General features: G+C 72.0%; 15 protein-coding genes and 1 pseudogene. 12 read left to right on the top strand and 4 right to left on the bottom strand.

Translation table 11 applies throughout. From position 1 onward, the window contains the following. Position 1 precedes the first annotated feature (1 nt). The gene (locus BZY54_RS14525) at positions 2-1,012 is read right to left on the bottom strand and encodes an AfsA-related hotdog domain-containing protein (protein WP_086725593.1); all 1,011 of its coding nucleotides are present in this window, start codon (positions 1,010-1,012) and stop codon (positions 2-4) included. Between the two features lie 264 nt (positions 1,013-1,276). On the opposite strand from BZY54_RS14525, the gene BZY54_RS14530 reads away from it, so the two are divergent. Then, on the top strand, positions 1,277-2,713 hold the full coding sequence (locus BZY54_RS14530) for an MFS transporter (RefSeq protein WP_086725594.1): 1,437 nt from the start codon (positions 1,277-1,279) through the stop codon (positions 2,711-2,713). A 55-nt stretch (positions 2,714-2,768) separates the two neighbouring features. On the opposite strand, the gene hypE is transcribed toward BZY54_RS14530, so the two are convergent. The 3 genes from hypE to BZY54_RS14545 form a co-directional block, all read right to left on the bottom strand. Further along, positions 2,769-3,719, bottom strand: a complete 951-nt coding sequence (gene hypE / locus BZY54_RS14535; RefSeq protein WP_244217168.1) for a hydrogenase expression/formation protein HypE — start codon at positions 3,717-3,719, stop codon at positions 2,769-2,771. Between the two features lie 384 nt (positions 3,720-4,103). Then, positions 4,104-5,741 carry an MFS transporter gene (locus BZY54_RS14540; RefSeq protein ID WP_086725596.1) on the bottom strand — a complete coding sequence of 546 codons (1,638 nt, stop codon included), beginning with the start codon at positions 5,739-5,741 and terminating at the stop codon, positions 4,104-4,106. A 260-nt stretch (positions 5,742-6,001) separates the two neighbouring features. Beyond that, positions 6,002-6,778, bottom strand: a complete 777-nt coding sequence (locus BZY54_RS14545; RefSeq protein ID WP_086725597.1) for an IclR family transcriptional regulator — start codon at positions 6,776-6,778, stop codon at positions 6,002-6,004. 70 nt (positions 6,779-6,848) lie between these two features. Between BZY54_RS14545 and BZY54_RS14550 the strand changes: the two genes are divergently transcribed. The 11 genes and pseudogenes from BZY54_RS14550 (at position 6,849) to BZY54_RS14600 (ending at position 17,522) form a co-directional block, all read left to right on the top strand. After that, the gene (locus BZY54_RS14550; protein WP_208640652.1) at positions 6,849-8,009 is read left to right on the top strand and encodes a cupin domain-containing protein; all 1,161 of its coding nucleotides are present in this window, start codon (positions 6,849-6,851) and stop codon (positions 8,007-8,009) included. 2 nt (positions 8,010-8,011) lie between these two features. Continuing rightward, a complete protein-coding gene (locus BZY54_RS14555) occupies positions 8,012-8,839 on the top strand; it encodes a fumarylacetoacetate hydrolase family protein (RefSeq protein ID WP_086725598.1) in 828 nt (275 codons plus the stop codon). Further along, positions 8,836-9,468, top strand: a complete 633-nt coding sequence (locus tag BZY54_RS14560; protein ID WP_086725599.1) for a maleylpyruvate isomerase family mycothiol-dependent enzyme — start codon at positions 8,836-8,838, stop codon at positions 9,466-9,468. The genes BZY54_RS14555 and BZY54_RS14560 overlap by 4 nt, the downstream gene beginning before the upstream one ends. Before the next feature lie 11 nt (positions 9,469-9,479). Continuing rightward, positions 9,480-10,766 (top strand): FAD-dependent oxidoreductase, encoded by a 1,287-nt coding sequence (locus BZY54_RS14565; protein ID WP_086725600.1) that lies wholly within the window; start codon positions 9,480-9,482, stop codon positions 10,764-10,766. A gap of 64 nt (positions 10,767-10,830) precedes the next feature. Further along, positions 10,831-11,155 (top strand): annotated as a pseudogene (locus BZY54_RS53210) (thiolase family protein); the annotation flags it as partial. 170 nt (positions 11,156-11,325) lie between these two features. Beyond that, positions 11,326-11,934 carry a TetR/AcrR family transcriptional regulator gene (locus tag BZY54_RS14575; RefSeq protein ID WP_086725601.1) on the top strand — a complete coding sequence of 203 codons (609 nt, stop codon included), beginning with the start codon at positions 11,326-11,328 and terminating at the stop codon, positions 11,932-11,934. 565 nt (positions 11,935-12,499) lie between these two features. After that, positions 12,500-13,474: a phosphotriesterase family protein gene (locus tag BZY54_RS14580; protein WP_086725602.1), complete on the top strand. Its 975-nt coding sequence runs from the start codon at positions 12,500-12,502 to the stop codon at positions 13,472-13,474. A 54-nt stretch (positions 13,475-13,528) separates the two neighbouring features. Continuing rightward, positions 13,529-14,482: a phosphotriesterase family protein gene (locus BZY54_RS14585; RefSeq protein WP_086725603.1), complete on the top strand. Its 954-nt coding sequence runs from the start codon at positions 13,529-13,531 to the stop codon at positions 14,480-14,482. 11 nt (positions 14,483-14,493) lie between these two features. After that, positions 14,494-15,615: an FAD-dependent oxidoreductase gene (locus BZY54_RS14590; protein ID WP_086725604.1), complete on the top strand. Its 1,122-nt coding sequence runs from the start codon at positions 14,494-14,496 to the stop codon at positions 15,613-15,615. A 4-nt stretch (positions 15,616-15,619) separates the two neighbouring features. Then, positions 15,620-16,543: an alpha/beta hydrolase gene (locus BZY54_RS14595; RefSeq protein WP_086725605.1), complete on the top strand. Its 924-nt coding sequence runs from the start codon at positions 15,620-15,622 to the stop codon at positions 16,541-16,543. Positions 16,544-16,580: 37 nt separating this feature from the next. Next, positions 16,581-17,522, top strand: coding sequence for an MBL fold metallo-hydrolase (locus tag BZY54_RS14600; protein ID WP_086725606.1), 942 nt, complete (start codon positions 16,581-16,583; stop codon positions 17,520-17,522). Positions 17,523-17,530 lie beyond the last annotated feature (8 nt).

Here is a 17,530-nt window from a genome sequence, read left to right on the forward strand (position 1 = left end):
GTCAGTAGTCCCGCACCACACGGGTGCGTGCCTCGGCCACCGTGCGCCGCCGCTGTGTCACCGTGAGCGTGACCGGCACCGAGGGCCGCCCCTCGGTATCGCGTCCGAGTTGCCCGGCCACGGCGACACAGCGCAGCGGCAGGTCCAGGTCCGCCTGGCCACGGAAGTTCACCTCGCAGGAGACCGGCATGCTGCGCTCCGCGGGCAGACCGTGCGCACGGCCCGCCGCCAGCAGCGACGCCTGGCGCAGCGACTCCATCAGGTGCAGCGCCGTCAACTGGCGTTCGTCACCTTCGAAGACCGGGTTGACACCCTCGGTCAGCACCCAGGTGCTCAGCCGGCCGCGGGCGCAGTCCGTCGGCTCACTGATCACCACGTTCTCCGGGAGGTACCGGCCGACCTCGGCGCACGTGGCCGGCCGCAGCGGCCCGTCCGGGGAGTCGTCCAGCTCCGGAACGGCCAGCTGGGCCCGGCGGACGTGTTCCACGTGCTTGCGGTGGATACGGGGCATCAGGAACACCAGTCCCGCGGCCCCGGTCCCGCACGACAGGCCGTCGATCAGGATCTCGATGTGGAAGTCGAGCCCGCGCGGCACCTCGTCGACGACGTTCGCCGGACGGACCTTGATGCGGGTCGTCACCGGCACGCCGCCCTCCCCGGGGTGCCGGTGCGGCGAGCGCCAGCCGGAGAGGTCGGTCAGATCGAGTGCGAGGCGGAAGAAGAGGCCGGGCCGGTCGTCCGGCACCCCGAAATACCGGTGGCCGATGAACTCGCCGACCTCGCGGACCGTTTCCGTCGCGATCTGCGCGTCGTGGAAGCGGCCGGGGCCGTCGTTGAAGAGCGGGTGGGCGACGGGCATCTCGCCGGCGAGGGCGAAGTTCTCCTCACCGGGGCCGAGGTCGTCCAGAAGGTAGTGGTCGCGGGGGGACGGGTGGTGGATCAGATGGCACGTTCCCATGCCCGGACCGGCCGGGACCGTGTGGCCCATGGCTGTGCCGTGATCGATCGTCATGTCCCTCCCTTGTCCGGCCCCCATCGTGAACACGACCACGAGCACCCGGCCAGCCGGGCACGGTGGCAGCAAGATGCACGGCAGCAACTACGCGGTGGCCATGGCGGCGACACCCCGACTCCAGGGTCGGCTTTAGCCGTATCCATGCCCCCCGCCGGAGTCTTGCACCAGGTGCCCCGCCCCCGGATTTCCCCCGTCTGCGGGCGGGGCCTCGCCCCAACGTCCGCTCTGTGCCTGCGGATCTGTTCCTGCGAAGGAGCCGAGATGACCGTCACCGGAACCGATCAGGCACGGGCCGAGCCGCACGCCCGCTCGGGAGCGGGCGTACGGGCGCGGAGCCGTGCCACGGCCGGGCCGTCGCGCCGACTCCGGCTGGGCTACGCCTCCGGCTCCCTGGTCACCGGCACGTTCACCACGCTGCCGGGCCTGCTGCTGCTTCCCTACCTCACCGACACCCTGGGCGTGGGCGCCGCGTCGGCCGGAGCCATCGTGTTCCTGCCCAAGGCGTGGGACGCCCTCCTCAACCCGGCCGCCGGCCGCGCCAGCGACCGTACGCGGACCCGCTGGGGTGCCCGCCGCCCGTACATCCTCGGCGGTGGTCTGGCGGTGGCCCTCGGCTTCGCCCTGACGTTCGCGGGGCCCGCGAACGGCACGGTCGGCGCGTGGTGCACGGCGGCCGGCTTCCTGCTCACCGCCACGGCTTTCGCCTTCTTCCAGGTGCCGTACGTGGCGATGCCCGCGGAGATCACCGACCGCCGGGAGGACCGGGTCCGGCTCGTCGGCGGCCGGGTCACCTTCATCGGCGTGGCCGCCCTGGTCACGGGCGCGGCCGGGCCCGCGCTGGTCGAGGCGGGCGGAGGCGGCGTAGCCGGACACCGCTGGGTGGGTCTGTTCGGGGCGGTCGTCGTCGCGGCCGGCACGCTCGGCGTGTTCCTGGGCACGGCCGCCGCCCCGGCCGGTTCCGTCCTGCGCAGCGAGCCGAGCCTGCGGCGCCAGCTCGGTGTCGCCCGGAGCAGCCCGGCCTTCATGGCGCTGCTGCGCTGTGCCCTCGTCCAGTCGGCCGCATCGGGCGTGCTGATCGCGGGCGCGCCCTACTTCGCCGACCACGTGCTTCCCCAACCGCTCGGCATCGGCGCCCTGGTGGCCGCGTTCGTCGCGCCCAACCTCCTCACCGTCGGCCTCTGGTCGCGGCTGGCCGGCCGGATCGGGAACCGGCGCGGCCACGCGGCGGCGTCCGCGCTCTTCGCGGCCGGCTGTCTGCTCTTCTTCGCCGCTCCTGTGCTGCCCACCCCGGCGGTGCTGCTCACCATGGCCCTCGCGGGTGTGGGCCACGCGGGTCAGCTGCTCTTCCTGTACGCGATGCTGCCGGACTGCATCGCGGCTGACACGGCCCGTACGTCACGCCGTCAGGCGGGTGTGGTCTCCGGGGTCTTCACCACCGTCGAGGGCCTGGGAGTCGCCGCCGGCCCATTCGTCTACGGACTGGTGCTCCAGCTCTCGGGCTATGTCTCCTCCGGAACCGGCCGGGCCGCCGAACAGAGCACGGCGACCGGATGGGGCCTGCTGACCGGCTTCGCCGCCCTGCCGGCCCTTGCGACGGCGGCGGGTATCGCACTGCTGCGCCGCTACGACGTGCCGGAATCCCGGACGCGACCTCCCGCGGAACACCGAACCGGCTCTCCGACGAAGGCCCACTCCTGACGCAAGGATGTGTGGGGTGGGGGCGCACCGGGCGGCGCCGGTTCGCGCCCGTGCCTCAGTGCAGCCGCACCGGCGCATGCGCGTCAGGCGGTCCGAGCGGCCGCGCCTCCCCGTCCGCTCCCCTGAGCTGCACCTCCCCGGTGCGGTCCGCGGTGACCTCTCCGACGACGGCGGCCTGCCGGCCGTACGGGTGCGCGTGCAGCGCGGACAGCACCATGGCGGCCCGCTCCTCGGGGACGAACAGGCACAGGCACCCCGCGCAGGCCGCCTCCAGCGGATCGATCCCCAGCGCGCCGAGCGCGATCCGGGCCTCGTACTGCACCGGCAGGGCGACCTCGTCGACGCGCAGCGTGAGCCCCCGGCCCGCGGCGCAGGAGCGCAGTACACGGGCCAGGCCGCCCTCGGTGACGGCGCGGGCGTGACGTACGTGGGGCAGCACCTGGGCGAGCAGGCCGGACAGTGGTGCGCAGTCGCTGGGGACGAGGTGCTCGTAGCCGAGTTCGTGGCGCAGCGAGAGCAGGTGTGCGGCGTGGCTGCCGAGCGGCCCGGTCACCAGCAGCCGGTCACTGGGCCGTATGTTCCTCGGATCCATCGGCGGGCCCGGGTGCCGCACCCCGAGCGCGGTGGCCGTGACGAACACCCGGTCCGCCTCGCCCGCCCGCACCACCCGCGTGTCCACCGCGGCGATCTCCACCGCGGCCTCGTCGGCGGCGTGCCGCACCGAGTCCGTCAGCCTGCGTACCAGCGGCATCGGCAGCCCGGCCTCCAGCACGATCCCGAGCGTGAGCCGGCGCGGCTCGGCCCCGCTCGCGGCCAGCTCGTTCACCACCCCGCACACGGCGACCCGCCCGACGTCCCCCTCGCCGAAGAACGGCGGATCGAGGACGTACGCCCCGGTCCGCACGACCGGCTCCGGCACACTGCACAGAAGCCCGGCGACCAGCTCCCCGACCGGCATCCCGAGCCCCACCTGCGCCGTCTCCCAGCCGTCCCCCTCAGGTCCCACAGCGGCCCCCCATGACCTCGGCGACCTCCGACAGTCAAGATCGCTCCGCCTCTCATCCTCCTCCCCGCGCTCCGAGCCGAACACCCACCGAGCGCCCGATCAGGGGGCGACTAGGGGGCGCCGCCCGCAGGCGGGCAGCGAACACCGACCACGCCTCCAACGGCATCCCACTCGACCACCCGACACTGAATTCCCGCAGCGTCTCGACCTTCACCCGCGGCCCCACGCGCAACTGCTGAATGACAAGCGGCGCAAAGCCGGACGCGATCGCGAAGTCCCCGAGATCCGAACTCAGTGCACGGCAGCGGTGAGGGCATCGGCCGTCCTGGCCGGTGCCCTCACCGCGTGCGCGACCCCGTTCGCGGGCCCCTGCTGACGCGCCGCCTACGCGATGGGTGCCGGCTCCGGCCTGCCGTCGCTTCCCGGAGGCAGGAGTGGGGAGACCTCGTCCTCGGCGAAACGGCGGGCGTGGACCCCGATCATGCCGAAGGCGGTCAGGGCCGCGGCGACGGCGGCCGCCACACCGCATGTCAGGAACGCGGTGCCGAAGCCGCTGCCCAGGGCGTCCAGGGCCAGGCCGTGTGCCGAGGATCCCGGGGTGCCGGGCGGCAGGCTGTTCACGGCGATGGGTCCTCCGGCCGCGGCGATCTCGCGTGCCGCTGCCGCCTGACCAGCCGGCAGGTCCGCCCCGGACAGGTTCGCCGGGAACGCCGACCCGGCGTTGCTGAGGGCGACCGCGCCGACGACTACGGGGCCGAGGGCGAAGCCGAGGTCGCGCAGCATGTTGGTGGTGGCGCTGGCCATGCCCGCCAGGTGCGGGGGCACGCTGTTCAGCGCCACGGCCGTCACCGAGCTGACGGTCAGGGCGAATCCGACGCCGATCAGCAGGGTGGGCGCGACGAACGTGCCGAGCCCCGGGTCCCTGACGTCCAGCCGGGCGCACAGCAGGCAGCCGACCGCCATCAGTACGAACCCGGAGATCAGCAACCAGGACGCGGCGACCCGGTGGAGCAGCCGCGAGACGACCGGGATGAGCAGGAAGGCGGGCCCCTGGAGGAGCAGGAAGGGGATCGCGACGCGGATCGGGTCCTGGTGCTGCACGGGGCCCAGCCACATGCTCGTCGAGAAGCAGGCCCCGAGGAAGGCGAGCATGCCGATGACCGCGACGACGGACGACACGGCGAAGGCCCGGTTGCGGAACAGCTTCAGGTCGAAGATCGGGGATTCGGCCCCCAGCTCCACCACGACGAACCCGGCGAGGAAGCATGCGCCGAGGGCGAAGGCGAGCATGACGGGAAGGGTGGTCCAGCCCGACTCGGGCCCCTCGACGGCGCCGTACAGCACCAGGATGAGACCGAGGGCGAAGGTGATCTGACCGGCCACGTCGAGCTTGCGTCCCTCGGGTGCCTTCGACTCCGTGCCCAGCGTCACGGTGAGCACCATGCTGGCCAGGGCGAGTCCGACGAGCACCCAGAAGGAGCCGCGCCACGACCCGATCTTGGCGAACATGCCGCCGAGCAGGGGTGAGACGGCGGCACCGGCGGACAGGAAGCCGCTCCAGACCGCCACCGCGTGCGCCCGCTGACGCATGCCGCGGGTGACGGCGGTGATCGAGGTGAGGGAGCCGGGGAACATGGCGCCGGCGCCCAGTCCGTTCAGGGCGGCGCCGAGCCACAGCACCTGGACGCTGGGCGCGAGCGCGGCCACGGCGCTGCCCGCGGCCACCAGTGCCGTGCCGGCGGCGACGAGCCTTCGCCGTCCGAAGAGGTCACCGAGGACACCGAAGGTGAACTCGAAGCAGACCACGGCGATCATGAACGCCGAGGTGATCCACGTGAGTTGGGACCCATGGGTGTCCAGGTCCTGCTGGAAGAGACCGTTCAGCGAGGCCGGCAGCGCGTTCGCCACCTGGGCCACGAAGACCGCGCAGCAGGCGGCAGCCAGTCTTCCCGCGTAGCCCGGCGTCCGGGCGGCCCCCGCGGTTGGGCCCGGGGACGTCGTCGTCCCGTTGTTGAGCGTCATTGCTGTTCTCCCTGGCTGGGAAAAGTGGGCGCCCGGAGACGGGAGCCTCAAGAGCGTGGAAGGGCTCGGCTCGGCGTGCGCGGTGGGGGAGAGGGGCACGACGCGAGTCGGGCGTGATGCCGTGGAGAATGACACTCGCTTTACGCGACGTCAATGATTTACTCGTCGCCTAAGACGAGCGGTGCGCTCGTAAGATAAGCTGGCGCACTGTTGTCGGGTCGTGGCACTGGGTCCCGACCGCCCCGTCGTGCCGTTGGAGCTCAGTGCTGGTCGGCCAGGTCCCTCTCCAGCGCGTGCGCCGCGGTGTCCAGGGCGGCGACCAGGGGCTGGAGGCGGTGCGGGTCGTAGCGCACGCTGGGCATCGACACCGACAGACCGGCCAGCGCGGTGCCGTCCCGGTCCCGCACCGGCACGCCGACGGCGACGAGACCGCGTTCGGAGCGCTCCTTGTTGACGGCGAACCCGTTGCGGCGCAGGCGCCTCAGTTCCGTCCGCAGCCGGGCGAGATCCGGACGATCGGCCGGACGGTCGCGGTAGCGCTCGGGGGCGTAGACCTCCTCCAGTTCTTCCTCGGTGAGGTCGGCGAGCAGGAGCAGCCCCGCCGTCGTGCGGTGGGCCGGGAACACCATGCCCTCCCGGGAACCGACCCGCAGTGCCTGCCGGCACTCGACGCTGGCGATGAACCGGGCCGTGTCCCCGGTGCGCACGATCAGGTTCGTGGTCTCGTCCAGAAGGCCGGCGATCCGGTGCAGGTGGGGCAGCGCCGCCGCGCGCAGCCGCGACACGAGGGACTGGGAGTGCGCGGCGAGCTCCAGCACCGGGCCCGCACGGTAGACGCGGTCCTCGCCCTGCACGGCGAAGTCCCGGTAGACGAGCATCGCCAGGAGCCGGTGGGCGGTCGACCTGGCGACGCCCAGCCGCTCGGCGATCTGCGTCACGGTCGCGCCGCCCTCCATCTGAAGGATGGTCGCCGCACGCAGCGCGTGGTCCACGCTGGCGATGGGGTAGGGCGGCGGTGTCTTGAGCGGCTTGTCCATGGTCTTCCCCTTGGATTCTGCTCTCCAGAATCTACCTGTTCTGCGTGCAGACACGCTGCACCCTGGATCCGTGACTCAGTCCTCCATCGCCCAAGACATCGCTACGGGTTCCCCGGTCCGCCTCCAGGCCGTCTCGGCGGAGGGGCAACCCGAGGTCACCCCGGCGCTCGAAGAGCTGTACCGGGGCTTCGAACAGGAGCTGCTCGTCCCGCTGTGGACCGAGATCGGCGACCTGATGCCGGCCCACCCGCGCTCGCGCGCCGTGCCGCACCTGTGGCGGTGGGAGCGGCTGCGGGAGCTGGCGGCCCAGGCCGGCGACCTGGTCCCCGTCGGCCGCGGCGGTGAGCGCCGGGCCATCGCGCTGGCCAACCCCTCCCTCGCCGGAAGGCCTTTCGCCACCCCGACGCTGTGGGCGGCCATCCAGTACCTCATGCCCGGCGAGGACGCCCCCGAGCACCGGCACACCCAGCACGCCTTCCGCTTCGTCGTCGAGGGCGAGGGCGTGTGGACGGTCGTCGGGCGGGACCCGGTGGCCATGCGGCGCGGCGACTTCCTCCCGCAGGCCGGCTGGAACTGGCACGCCCACCACAACGCCACCGCCGAGCCGATGGCCTGGATCGACGGCCTGGACATCCCCTTCCAGCACGCCACCGAGGCGCAGTTCTTCGAGTTCGGCCGCGACGAGATCAGCGACGCCGAGCGGATCACGCCGGAGCGCTCGCGCTCCGAGCGCCTGTGGGGTCACCCGGGCCTGCGACCGGTCTCGGCCGTCCCGGCCACGCCCGGCAGCCCGCTGCTGTCCTACAAGTGGGAGTACACCAACGCAGCCCTGAACGACCAGCTCCTGCTGGAGAAGGAGGGCTTCGGGGGCACCGTCGAGCCCGGTCACGCCGCGGTGCGCTACTCCAACCCGCACGACGGCTCCGACGTCCTGCCGACCATCCGCGCCGAGCTCCACCGCATCGCCCGCGGCACCGAGACCGCGCCGGTGCGCGAGACCGGTTCGTCGGTCTACCAGGTCTTCGACGGCTCCGGCACCGTCACCGTCGGGGAGAAGTCCTGGTCCGTGACGCGCGGCGACATGTTCGTCGTCCCGTCCTGGGAGCCGTTCTCCGCGAAGTCCGAGGCCGGCGCGACCGACTCCGACGAGGGCGCCCTCGACCTGTTCCGCTTCTCCGACGCGCCCGTCTTCGAGGCGCTCAAGCTCAACCGCACCCAGAAGGACGCCTGACCATGAAGCTCGCCACCATCCGCACCGCCGACGGGACCCGGGCGGTCCGCCTCGACGGCGAGGTCCTCGTCGACCTCGGGTACTCCGACCTGGGCGAGCTGTTCGCCGAGGCCGACTGGCGGTCCAAGGCCGCCGCCGCCTCCGGCACCGCCCACCCGGTCGAGGGGGCGGACTTCGCGCCGGTCGTCCCCCACCCGTCCAAGGTCGTCTGCGTCGGCCACAACTACACCAATCACATCAAGGAGATGGGCCGGGACCTGCCGGACTACCCGACCCTCTTCCCGAAGTTCGCCGAGACCCTGCTGGGCGCGGGCGACGACATCGTCAAGCCGGCCGAGACCGAAGCGCTCGACTGGGAGGTCGAGCTGGCCGTCGTGATCGGCAAGGAGGTGCGCCGCGCCGACGAGCGGCAGGCCGCCGACGCCATCGCCGGCTTCACCGTCATGAACGACATCTCGGTGCGCGACTGGCAGTTCCGCACCATCGAGTGGACCCAGGGCAAGATCTGGGAGGCCTCCACCCCCGTCGGCCCCTATGTCGTCACCCCTGACGAGGTCGGCGGCGTCCGCCCCGCGCTGGAGGTCAGGACGGTCGTCGACGGCCAGGTCATGCAGCAGGACGACACCGGCACGCTGCTGTTCGACCCGGTCTTCCTGGTGCGGTACATCTCCACCGTCATCACCCTGCGCCCGGGCGACATCATCGCCACCGGCACCCCGGCCGGCGTCGGCAACGCCCGCAAGCCGCAGGTCTTCCTGCACCCCGGTCAGACCGTGGTCACCGAGATCTCCGGCCTCGGCGCCTGCACCAACAAGGTGGTCGAGGCATGACGGACGGCACACGGACCTTCGCCGACACGCGCGAGTGGGCCCGCACGGGCACCAAGCTGCTGCTCGACGCCGTCGCGGGCCTCGACGAGGCGGGCTTCTCGGCCCCCAGCGCGCTGCCGGGCTGGACCCGCAGGCATCTCGCGGCGCACGTCGCCGCCAACGCCGACGCCCTGTGCAACCTGGTGCACTGGGCGGCCACCGGCGAAGAGACGCCGATGTACGCCTCCCCCGAGGAGCGCGCCGCCGGCATCGCCAAGGGCGCGACCCTGTCGGCCGGCGAACTGCGCTCCTGGGTGACCGCCTCCGCGCAGGCGCTCGACGAGGGACTGGACCGCCTCACCGACGAGCAGTGGCGGCACGAGGTCGTCACCGCCCAGGGCCGCACCGTCCCCGCCACGGAGATCCCGTGGATGCGGTCCCGCGAGGCCTGCGTCCACGCCGTCGACTTCGGCACCGGCCTCACCTTCGCCGACCTCCCGAGCGGCTTCATGACCGCCCTGGCCGGCGAGATCAGCACCAAGCGCGGGCTGACCGAGCTCCCCGACGGCCCTCTGCCCGAGGTCACCGCCTGGCTGGCCGGCCGCCCCCACTCGCTCGCCGACGCTCCTGAGCTCGGCCCCTGGCTGTAGAGGAGTAAGTCATGTCCACACCTGACGCGATCGTCGTCGGCGGCGGCATCGGCGGTCTCGGCGCGGCGTTCTCGCTGACCCGCCAGGGCCTGCGTGTCCGCCTGCTGGAGCGCGCCCCCGCCTTCGGCGAGGTCGGCGCCGGCATCCAGCTCGCCCCCAACTGCACCCGCATCCTCGACGACTACGGCCTCCTTCAGGAGGCCAAGAGCCTCGGCGTCGTCCCGGACGCGATGGTCATGCGCGACGCCGTCGACGGCGACGAGCTGACCCGGATCGACCTGCGGGACCTGGAGAAGCGCTACGGCTACCCCTACCTGGTCATCCACCGCAGCGACCTGCACGGCCTGCTCCTGCGCGCGTGCGAGCGCGCCGGCGTCGAGCTGATCACCGACGCGCAGGTGACCTCGTACGAGAACACCGACGACGGTGCCCGCGCGACCCTCGCCTCCGGCGAGACCCACGAGGCGGGCGTCGTGATCGCGGCCGACGGCCTGCACTCCGTCGCCCGCAAGCTGCTCGTCCACGACGAGCCCGTCTCCTCCGCGTACGTCGCCTACCGCGGCACCGTCCCCGCCGAGTTGCCGCGGGTGCGGTCCGTCGACCTCAGCGAGGTCGTGGTGTACGTCGGCCCCGGCTGCCACTTCGTCCACTACGGCCTGCGCGGCGGCGAGCTGCTCAACCAGGTCGCGGTCTTCGAGTCGCCCAAGGCGCTGGCCGGCCAGGAGGACTGGGGCACGCCGGACGAGCTCGACGCGGCCTTCGCCAAGACCTGCGGCTTCGTGCGGGACGGCCTGCCGTTCATGTGGCGGGACAAGTGGTGGCGGATGTTCGACCGCGACCCGATCATGAACTGGGTGCACGGCCGGATCGCGCTGCTCGGTGACTCCGCGCACCCGCCGCTGCAGTACATCGCACAGGGCGCGATCATGGCCGTCGAGGACGGCTGGGTGCTGGGCGAGCACGTCGCCCGCAACCGCGCCGAGGACGGCACGGTCGACTGGGACGCCGCCCTCGCCGCCTACGAGGCCGTCCGCCCCGAGCACTGCCGCCGCGTGGTGACCACCTCCCGCAAGTGGGGCGAGCTGTGGCACCTCGACGGCGTGGCCCGCGAGCAGCGCAACGTGCTGCTGCGCGCCCGCGACACCTACGACTACTCGTTCGTGGACTGGCTGTACGGCCCGACCGCGCTGACCCCGGACGAGGAGCCCCCCATGTTCACGCCGATCCCGCTGTCGCCGGCGGTCGCCGGCGACTCGGCGGGCGAACCGCTGACGATGGCGGGGAGCGGCGCGTCGTGAGCGACGCCTACCTCTCGCCGCGGCCCGCACCCCGTTCGTCCGGTTCGGCGGAGCCCTTGCCGGGGTGCGGCCCGACAATCTCGCCGCCACCACGCTGACCGGGCTGCCGGCCGAGGCGCCCGGCCTCGGCCACGTCGCGATCGGCGACGTGGTGTGGGGCGACGCGAACGGCGCCGGCGAGGACGACGCAACGTCGACCGGATGGCGGCGCTGCCGGCCGGACCGCCGGTGAGCGTGCCCGCCACACCGTGAACCGGCTGTGCGGCTCCAGCCTGGACGCGGCGATCACCGCCTCGCGCACCCTGGAGTCCGACGACGCGCACATCGTCGTCGCCGGTGGCGTGGACTCCATGACCCGCCCGCCCCGGGTGCCGCCCAAGCCGGACCGCACCGGGGCCCCTGCGGACACCGACCACGGCGTCTTCCCTCCCGGCCCGGACGGGGTCCGCGTCCTGGAGACGTACGGCATCACGGCCGCGGAGCTGCGGGAACGACTGTCCGCGGACCTGCTTCCGTGAGCGAGGCGTCAGCTGTCCGTACAACACGTTAAGATCCAGGCATGGCGAACCTTCGACAGGCACAGAAGCAGATGACGCGCCGTCTGCTGCTGGAGTCAGGACTTGAACTGTTCAAGACCAAGGGGTACGCCGCCACCACGGTGGACGACATCGCGACTGCGGCGGGCACCACCCGCGTGACCTTCTACGCGTACTTCCCCTCCCGCAGCGACCTGATGAAGGCGCTCATCGACGAGCAGCTCAACGAGGCGCTCCAGCGCGTACGCTCCCCCGAGCACGGCTCCACGGCGAGGGACCTCGTCGCCACGGTCGCCGAGGGGACGCCGGAGGCGATCATGGCGTGGCTGCGGCGGACCGCCGACAGCTGGCCGGCCATCCGGCCGATCATCCGCATCGGCCGCGATGCCGCGGTGGTCGACCCGGAACTCACCGACCTGGTCGAGCGATGGCTGGAGGAGGCCATCAGCGACATCGAGGACGGACTCACGACGGCCGGGCGCCTCGAGCCCCATCAACGTCACTTCCGGGGCGTGCTCGCGATGGCCCAGCTGGACTTCGTCGCCCAGCACTGGGACGGGGCCGACTGGAAGCTCACGCGTGACCAGATGCTCGACGAACTCGGCGCCAGTTGGGTACAGCTGCTCTCCTGACCGCCGTGCGACGTCTACATCCTCGTCGGTGAAGGTGGCCCGCTCGGCACCGTGATCGTACGCAGCCACAACGTGGTGCGAGGGCGCGCTCGGCGATGAGCCGCGCCAGTCGAGAGCCGACGACGAACCCCGTGCCGTCCGTCATGGCGAGCGTGATGGGGCGCTGATCCGTGGCGGGGCCGCAGCACGGGAAGTCCACGATGCGTGCGGTCTGTCGTAGGGCACCGCGCAGCGGCGCGGCCAGCTCTCCGGCGCCCGCGGGGTCGGCGTGAGGCCCATCCCTTGCGGACGACGAGGCGTCACCCGGCAGACGCCGCGACCTGGTGACTGCGTGGCTCACGGCCGGCTGCCACAGACCGACTCCTTCGGCCGCCCCGGTCGACTCCCGGTCCGCGAGTGCCCCACGAACGGTGCCGCACCGCGTCACAAGTGCGCCGATCTTCCAACTACTCGTTCATTATTTTTTCGACGAGTCGGATTGCTTGACGCCATGTAAAGCGAATGCCTACCGTGTCTGCAGCCACAGGGGTGCCGTGCACCCCGATCCCGGAGACGTGAGGCAGGCATGAGCGGCAAGAGCAACACCGTGAACACCGTCCTGGGCCCGGTGCCGGCCGAGGAGCTGGGCGTCGTTTCGGTCCACGAGGCGCTGTTGTCGGTGGTCCCGGGCGCGGAGTACGCCTTCGACGTCACCATCGACCGCGCCGAGATCTTCGAGACCCTCGCCGCGAAGCTGAAGGACTTCCGCGCCCACGGTGGTGGCACGATCGTCGACAGCACCGGCATGTTCCACGGCCGGGACGTCCGGCTGTACGAGACCCTCTCCCGCGCGACCGGCGTGCACATCGTCGCCTCGACGGGGCAGGGTCCGGAGGAGAAGCTCGGCGGCTACTTCCTCACGCCGCAGACCAACCCGCCGACGCCGTGGCCGGCGGAGAAGTTCGCCGACCTCTTCACCAAGGAGGTCACCGAGGGCATGGTGGTCCCCCGTGTGGAGCGGCGCGGCGCCGCCGGACTGGTGGCCACCACCGCGACCCCCGAGGGGATGACCGCGACCGACGAGAGCCTGTTCCGCGGCGCGGCCCGGACCGCCCTGAGCACCGGCGTCGCGGTCTCCCTCCGCTACGGGAGCGACGCGGTCCACGACCTCGACGTCGTCCTGGACGAGAAGCTCCCGGCCGACCGTGTCGTCGTCGGCGGTCTCGACCGCAAGGACGCCGTCGCCGCCGGTGCGCCCCTCGAGATCGTCCGCCGGGGCGCCTACGTCGCACTCGACCACGTCGGCGTCGAGGACGAGGCCCACATCACGGACGCCGAACGGGTCGCCCTGGTCGCCGACCTCGCGCGGGCCGGCTTCGGCGACCGGATCCTGCTCTCGAGCAACGCGATCGGGGTGGCCAAGGGGCACCCCGCGGCCGACCTGCCGTACAGCCACATCCTGACCACCTTCGTCCCGCTCCTGAAGGCACAGGGTCTCGGCGACGAGGACGTGCAGCGGATTCTCGTGCGGAACCCGCGCGTCCTGCTGTCGGTGCGCTGAGCGCGGCCGCATATCTGAGTCACCGTCAAATTCTTTTCCCCAAAGGTGAGTTCTGTGTCACGAGTGAACACCGTCCTGGGGCCGGTCCCCACCGAGGAGCTGGGGCTCGTGGCCGTCCACGAGCACATCGGCTACGGCATGCCCGGCTCCGAGCTGGACGCGAAGTGGTGGAAGGCCCCCGAGCAGCGGTACGAGGAGACCGTCCCGAAGCTGCGCAGGTTCCACGAGTACGGCGGAGGCACCTTCGTCGACGCGACCGGGATCTGCAACGGCCGTGACGTCGACCACTACAAGTCGCTGTCCGCCAGGACCGGCGTCCACATCGTCGCCTGCACCGGCTTCGTCGGCGGCGACACCGCCCTGTGGCACTTCGCCAAGGCCGACGTGGACTACCTGACCCGGCAGTTCGTCCACGAGATCACCGTCGGCATCGGCGGCACCGGCAGCCTCGCCGGTGTCATCAAGGTCGGTGTGAGCCGCGGTGGCCGTATGACGGACCTGGACAAGCGCATCTACCGGGCCGCGGCCCGGGCCTCCCTCACCACGGGCGTGCCGATCCTCACCCACCTCGCCATCGACGCCGAGAACGCGGTCGCGATCTTCAACGAAGAGGGCCTGCCCCTGGACCGCGTGCTGTTCGGGCACGTCGACGACGGCGTGAACGCGGACAAGACGCGCGACGTCTGGATCGCGGAGCAGGGCGGTCGCATCGGCTTCGACACCTTCGGCTACGAGACGGAACTGCCGGACCCGCCGTTCTGGGCCCGCCCCCGCAAGGAGCGGCTGGACCACTTCCTGAGGTTCATCGGCGACGGCCGGCTGGGGCAGGTCCTCGCCTCCGCAGACGCCAACTGCAGCCCGCTGGGCTGGCCCGGTGTGAAGGGCCACACCGTCAACTACATCTTCGAGGACCTCATCCCGGACCTCCGCGCAGCCGGCCTCGACGAGTCCGCGATCAAGACGATCTTCGTCGACAACCCCGCCGACTTCCTGACCATCCAGAAGTAGAGAGAACCACCATGCAGCCATCGGACCTGAAGAAACTGAAGATCGCCGTCGTCGGGGCGGGGTACGGCGGGGCGGCGGCGGCCAAGGCCCTGAGCCTGCTCGGTGCCCACGTCGACGTCTACGAGCAGGCGAACCGGATCCGCGAGGTCGGCGCCGGCATCGGGCTGCGTCCCTCCACCATGAACCGGTTCCGCCAGTGGGGGATCTTCGACGCGATCGCGAAGGTGAGCTCGCCGAGCGACTACTTCGAGATCCTCACGGCCACCGCCGAACCGATCATGAAGGAGACGTGGCCGGGCGTCCACGACTTCGCCGAGGAGACCAAGACCCATCTGATCCACCGCGGGGACTTCATCGAAGTGCTCCTGGGCGTACTCCCCGAGGGCATGGTGCACCTCGGCCACAGGCTGGAGGGCATCCAGGACAAGGGTGACCGCTCCGTCCTGACCTTCGCGGGCGGCAGGAGGGCCGAGGCCGACCTGGTCGTCGGTGCCGACGGCATCAGGTCGGTGGTGCGCCGGCTGCTGTTCAGCGACAAGGACCCGGTGTTCTCGGGCGAGCACGCCTACCGCGCGGTGATCTCCGTCGACGACGCCCACGGGATGGTCACCGACGACAACCTGCGGATGTACATCGGCCGGGGCACGAAGGTCTACCTGCTGCCGCTGCGCCACCGGGGCCAGGTGTCCTTCGACATCACCGCCCTGTGCCCGGACGGCACCTGGGCACCTGAGGTCTCCAAGGACGACCTCCTGGCCACGGTGGAGGGCTTCGACGAGCGCCTCGTGGACATCACGCGCGGCCTGGACATGGACACCGTGAACATCCGCGCGGTCTACGACATCGACCCGGTCGGCACGTGGCATTCGGACTCCGTCGTCCTCGTCGGCGACGCGGCCCACTCGATGCTGCACCACCAGGGCCAGGGCGCCAACTCGGCCATCGAGGACGCCGGAGCGCTCGCCGACGCCCTGCGGCGGGCGGACTCCCCGAAGGAGGCGCTCGCCCTGTACCAGTCCACCCGCAAACCCGTGACCGACGAGCTGCAGCGCATCTCGCGCCAGGGGTGGACCGAGGAAGAGATCGATGACGTCTTCCCCGGTCAGAAGCCCGCCGCCGCCCCGCAGGAGTGATGTCATGCCGTTGCACCCCGAGATAGCCAAGGTCCTCGCCACCCTGCCGGCCCCGCCCGAAGGTCCGCTCGACCCGGTCGCCCTGCGCGCCGCGGACGAGGCGCAGGTCGCTCCCCCCGAGGAGCGCCTGCCGCTCCACGCGGTCGAGGACCTGACCGCGAGGACGGCGGCCGGCGAGGTACCGGTACGGATCTACACGCCGGCCGAGGCCGACAGCCACGGCCTGCTCGTCTACTTCCACGGCGGCGCGTTCTTCCTCGGCAGCCTGGAGACGCACGACCACGTCGCCCGCTCGCTGGCCGAGGAGACGGGCCTCAAGGTCGTCTCGGCCGGCTACCGCCTGGCGCCCGAGCACGCCTTCCCGGCCGGCCTCGACGACGCCTACGCGGTCGTGCGCTGGGCCGCCGAGGAGGGCGCGGGCCTGGGCTGGGACGGCGAGACCCTCGCCGTCGCCGGCGACAGCTCCGGTGGCACCTTCGCCGCCGCGGTCGCGGCCAAGGCGCACGACGACGGCTTCCACCGGATCACGCACCAGCTCCTCTACTACCCCTCCCTCGACCTGGACTTCGACGTCGACCGCTATGCCTCGCTGCGGGAGAACGCCGTGGGCTACGGCCTGGAGACGGCCGGGCTGAAGCCCTTCAACGCCTTCTACACCGACAGCGGAGCCGATCCCGCGGACCCGCTCGTCTCGCCGATCAAGCGGGCGGACCTCACCGGGCTGCCCCCGGCCCTCATCGTCACCGGCGAGTACGACCCGCTGCGCGACGAGGGCGAGCTCTACGGCCGGCGGCTGCGGGAGGCCGGCGTGGAGGCGACGGTGAGCCGGTACGAGGGTGCGGGCCACGGATTCGTCCAGCACTTCTCCTGGATCCCGGAGTACCACAGGGTCTTCGCCGAGACCCGCGACTTCCTCGCCCGCCGCTGAACGGGCGGATGGAGCACACGAGTTCGGAAAGCACGCCATGACACACGAAGTCACCGTCCATCCCCTGGTCTCGCCGTGGGGCCGGTTCGGTCTCTACAGTTTCTTCATCGACGCGCCCGAGCCGGCCGTCGTCGACACCGGGATCGCCTCCTCGCCCGCCGAGGGGATGGCTCCCGCGCTCGCGGCGATCGGGCGCCGCATCGAGGACGTGCGCTGGATCCTCCTGACGCACGGTCACATCGACCACATCGGCGGGGCGTACGCGCTCCGGGAGCTCACCGGCGGGCGCGCACAGGTGGTGATCCACGAGGCCGACGCACCGATGCTCCGCTCGCGGCGGGCCCACGTGGAGGAGTACCTAGCCGGACGGGGCCGGTACCTGGGCGACCCCGAGGGCGAGGCGAAGGTGACGGCAGCCACGAACGCCGTCATCTCCGGCGAGATGGAACCCTCCGTGCTCGTCAAGGGCGGTGAGGCCATCTCCCTGGGCGGCGACGTCACCGTCTCGGTGCACTCGATCCCGGGCCACACACCCGGCTCGGTCGCCTACGTCGTCGACGGCCGGGGCGCGGTGTTCACCGGCGACGCCGTGCAGGTCCACGGGGCCGCCAACGGCTTCCCCGGCTACACGGACCCGGTCGCCTACCGCACCAGCCTGGAGTACCTGCGCGACGAGATCCGTCCGCGGCACCTGTACCTCGGCCACCCCTACCGCCGCGCCGACGGCACGCCGTACGGCGTCGAACTCGACGCCGCCCAGGCCCAGGAGGCCATCGCCCAGAGCCTCGCGGCCGAGGGCCGCGTCACCGAGGCCGCCTGCGGCTGCCTGCGGGCCGGCCTCCAGGAGACGGATTCGCCGTACTCCCCGTTCGCCCGCGCCGCCGAGGAGCTCGGCTACGCCGGCGACCCCACGCTCGAGCCGTCGCCGTTCTTCACCTCGATGCACGGCTACCGCGAGCACCTCGACCAGAACGCGTGACACAGGAG

Origin of the sequence: Streptomyces carpinensis, from assembly GCF_002154505.1 — a bacterium.
In the GTDB taxonomy this organism is placed as follows: domain Bacteria; phylum Actinomycetota; class Actinomycetes; order Streptomycetales; family Streptomycetaceae; genus Streptomyces; species Streptomyces carpinensis.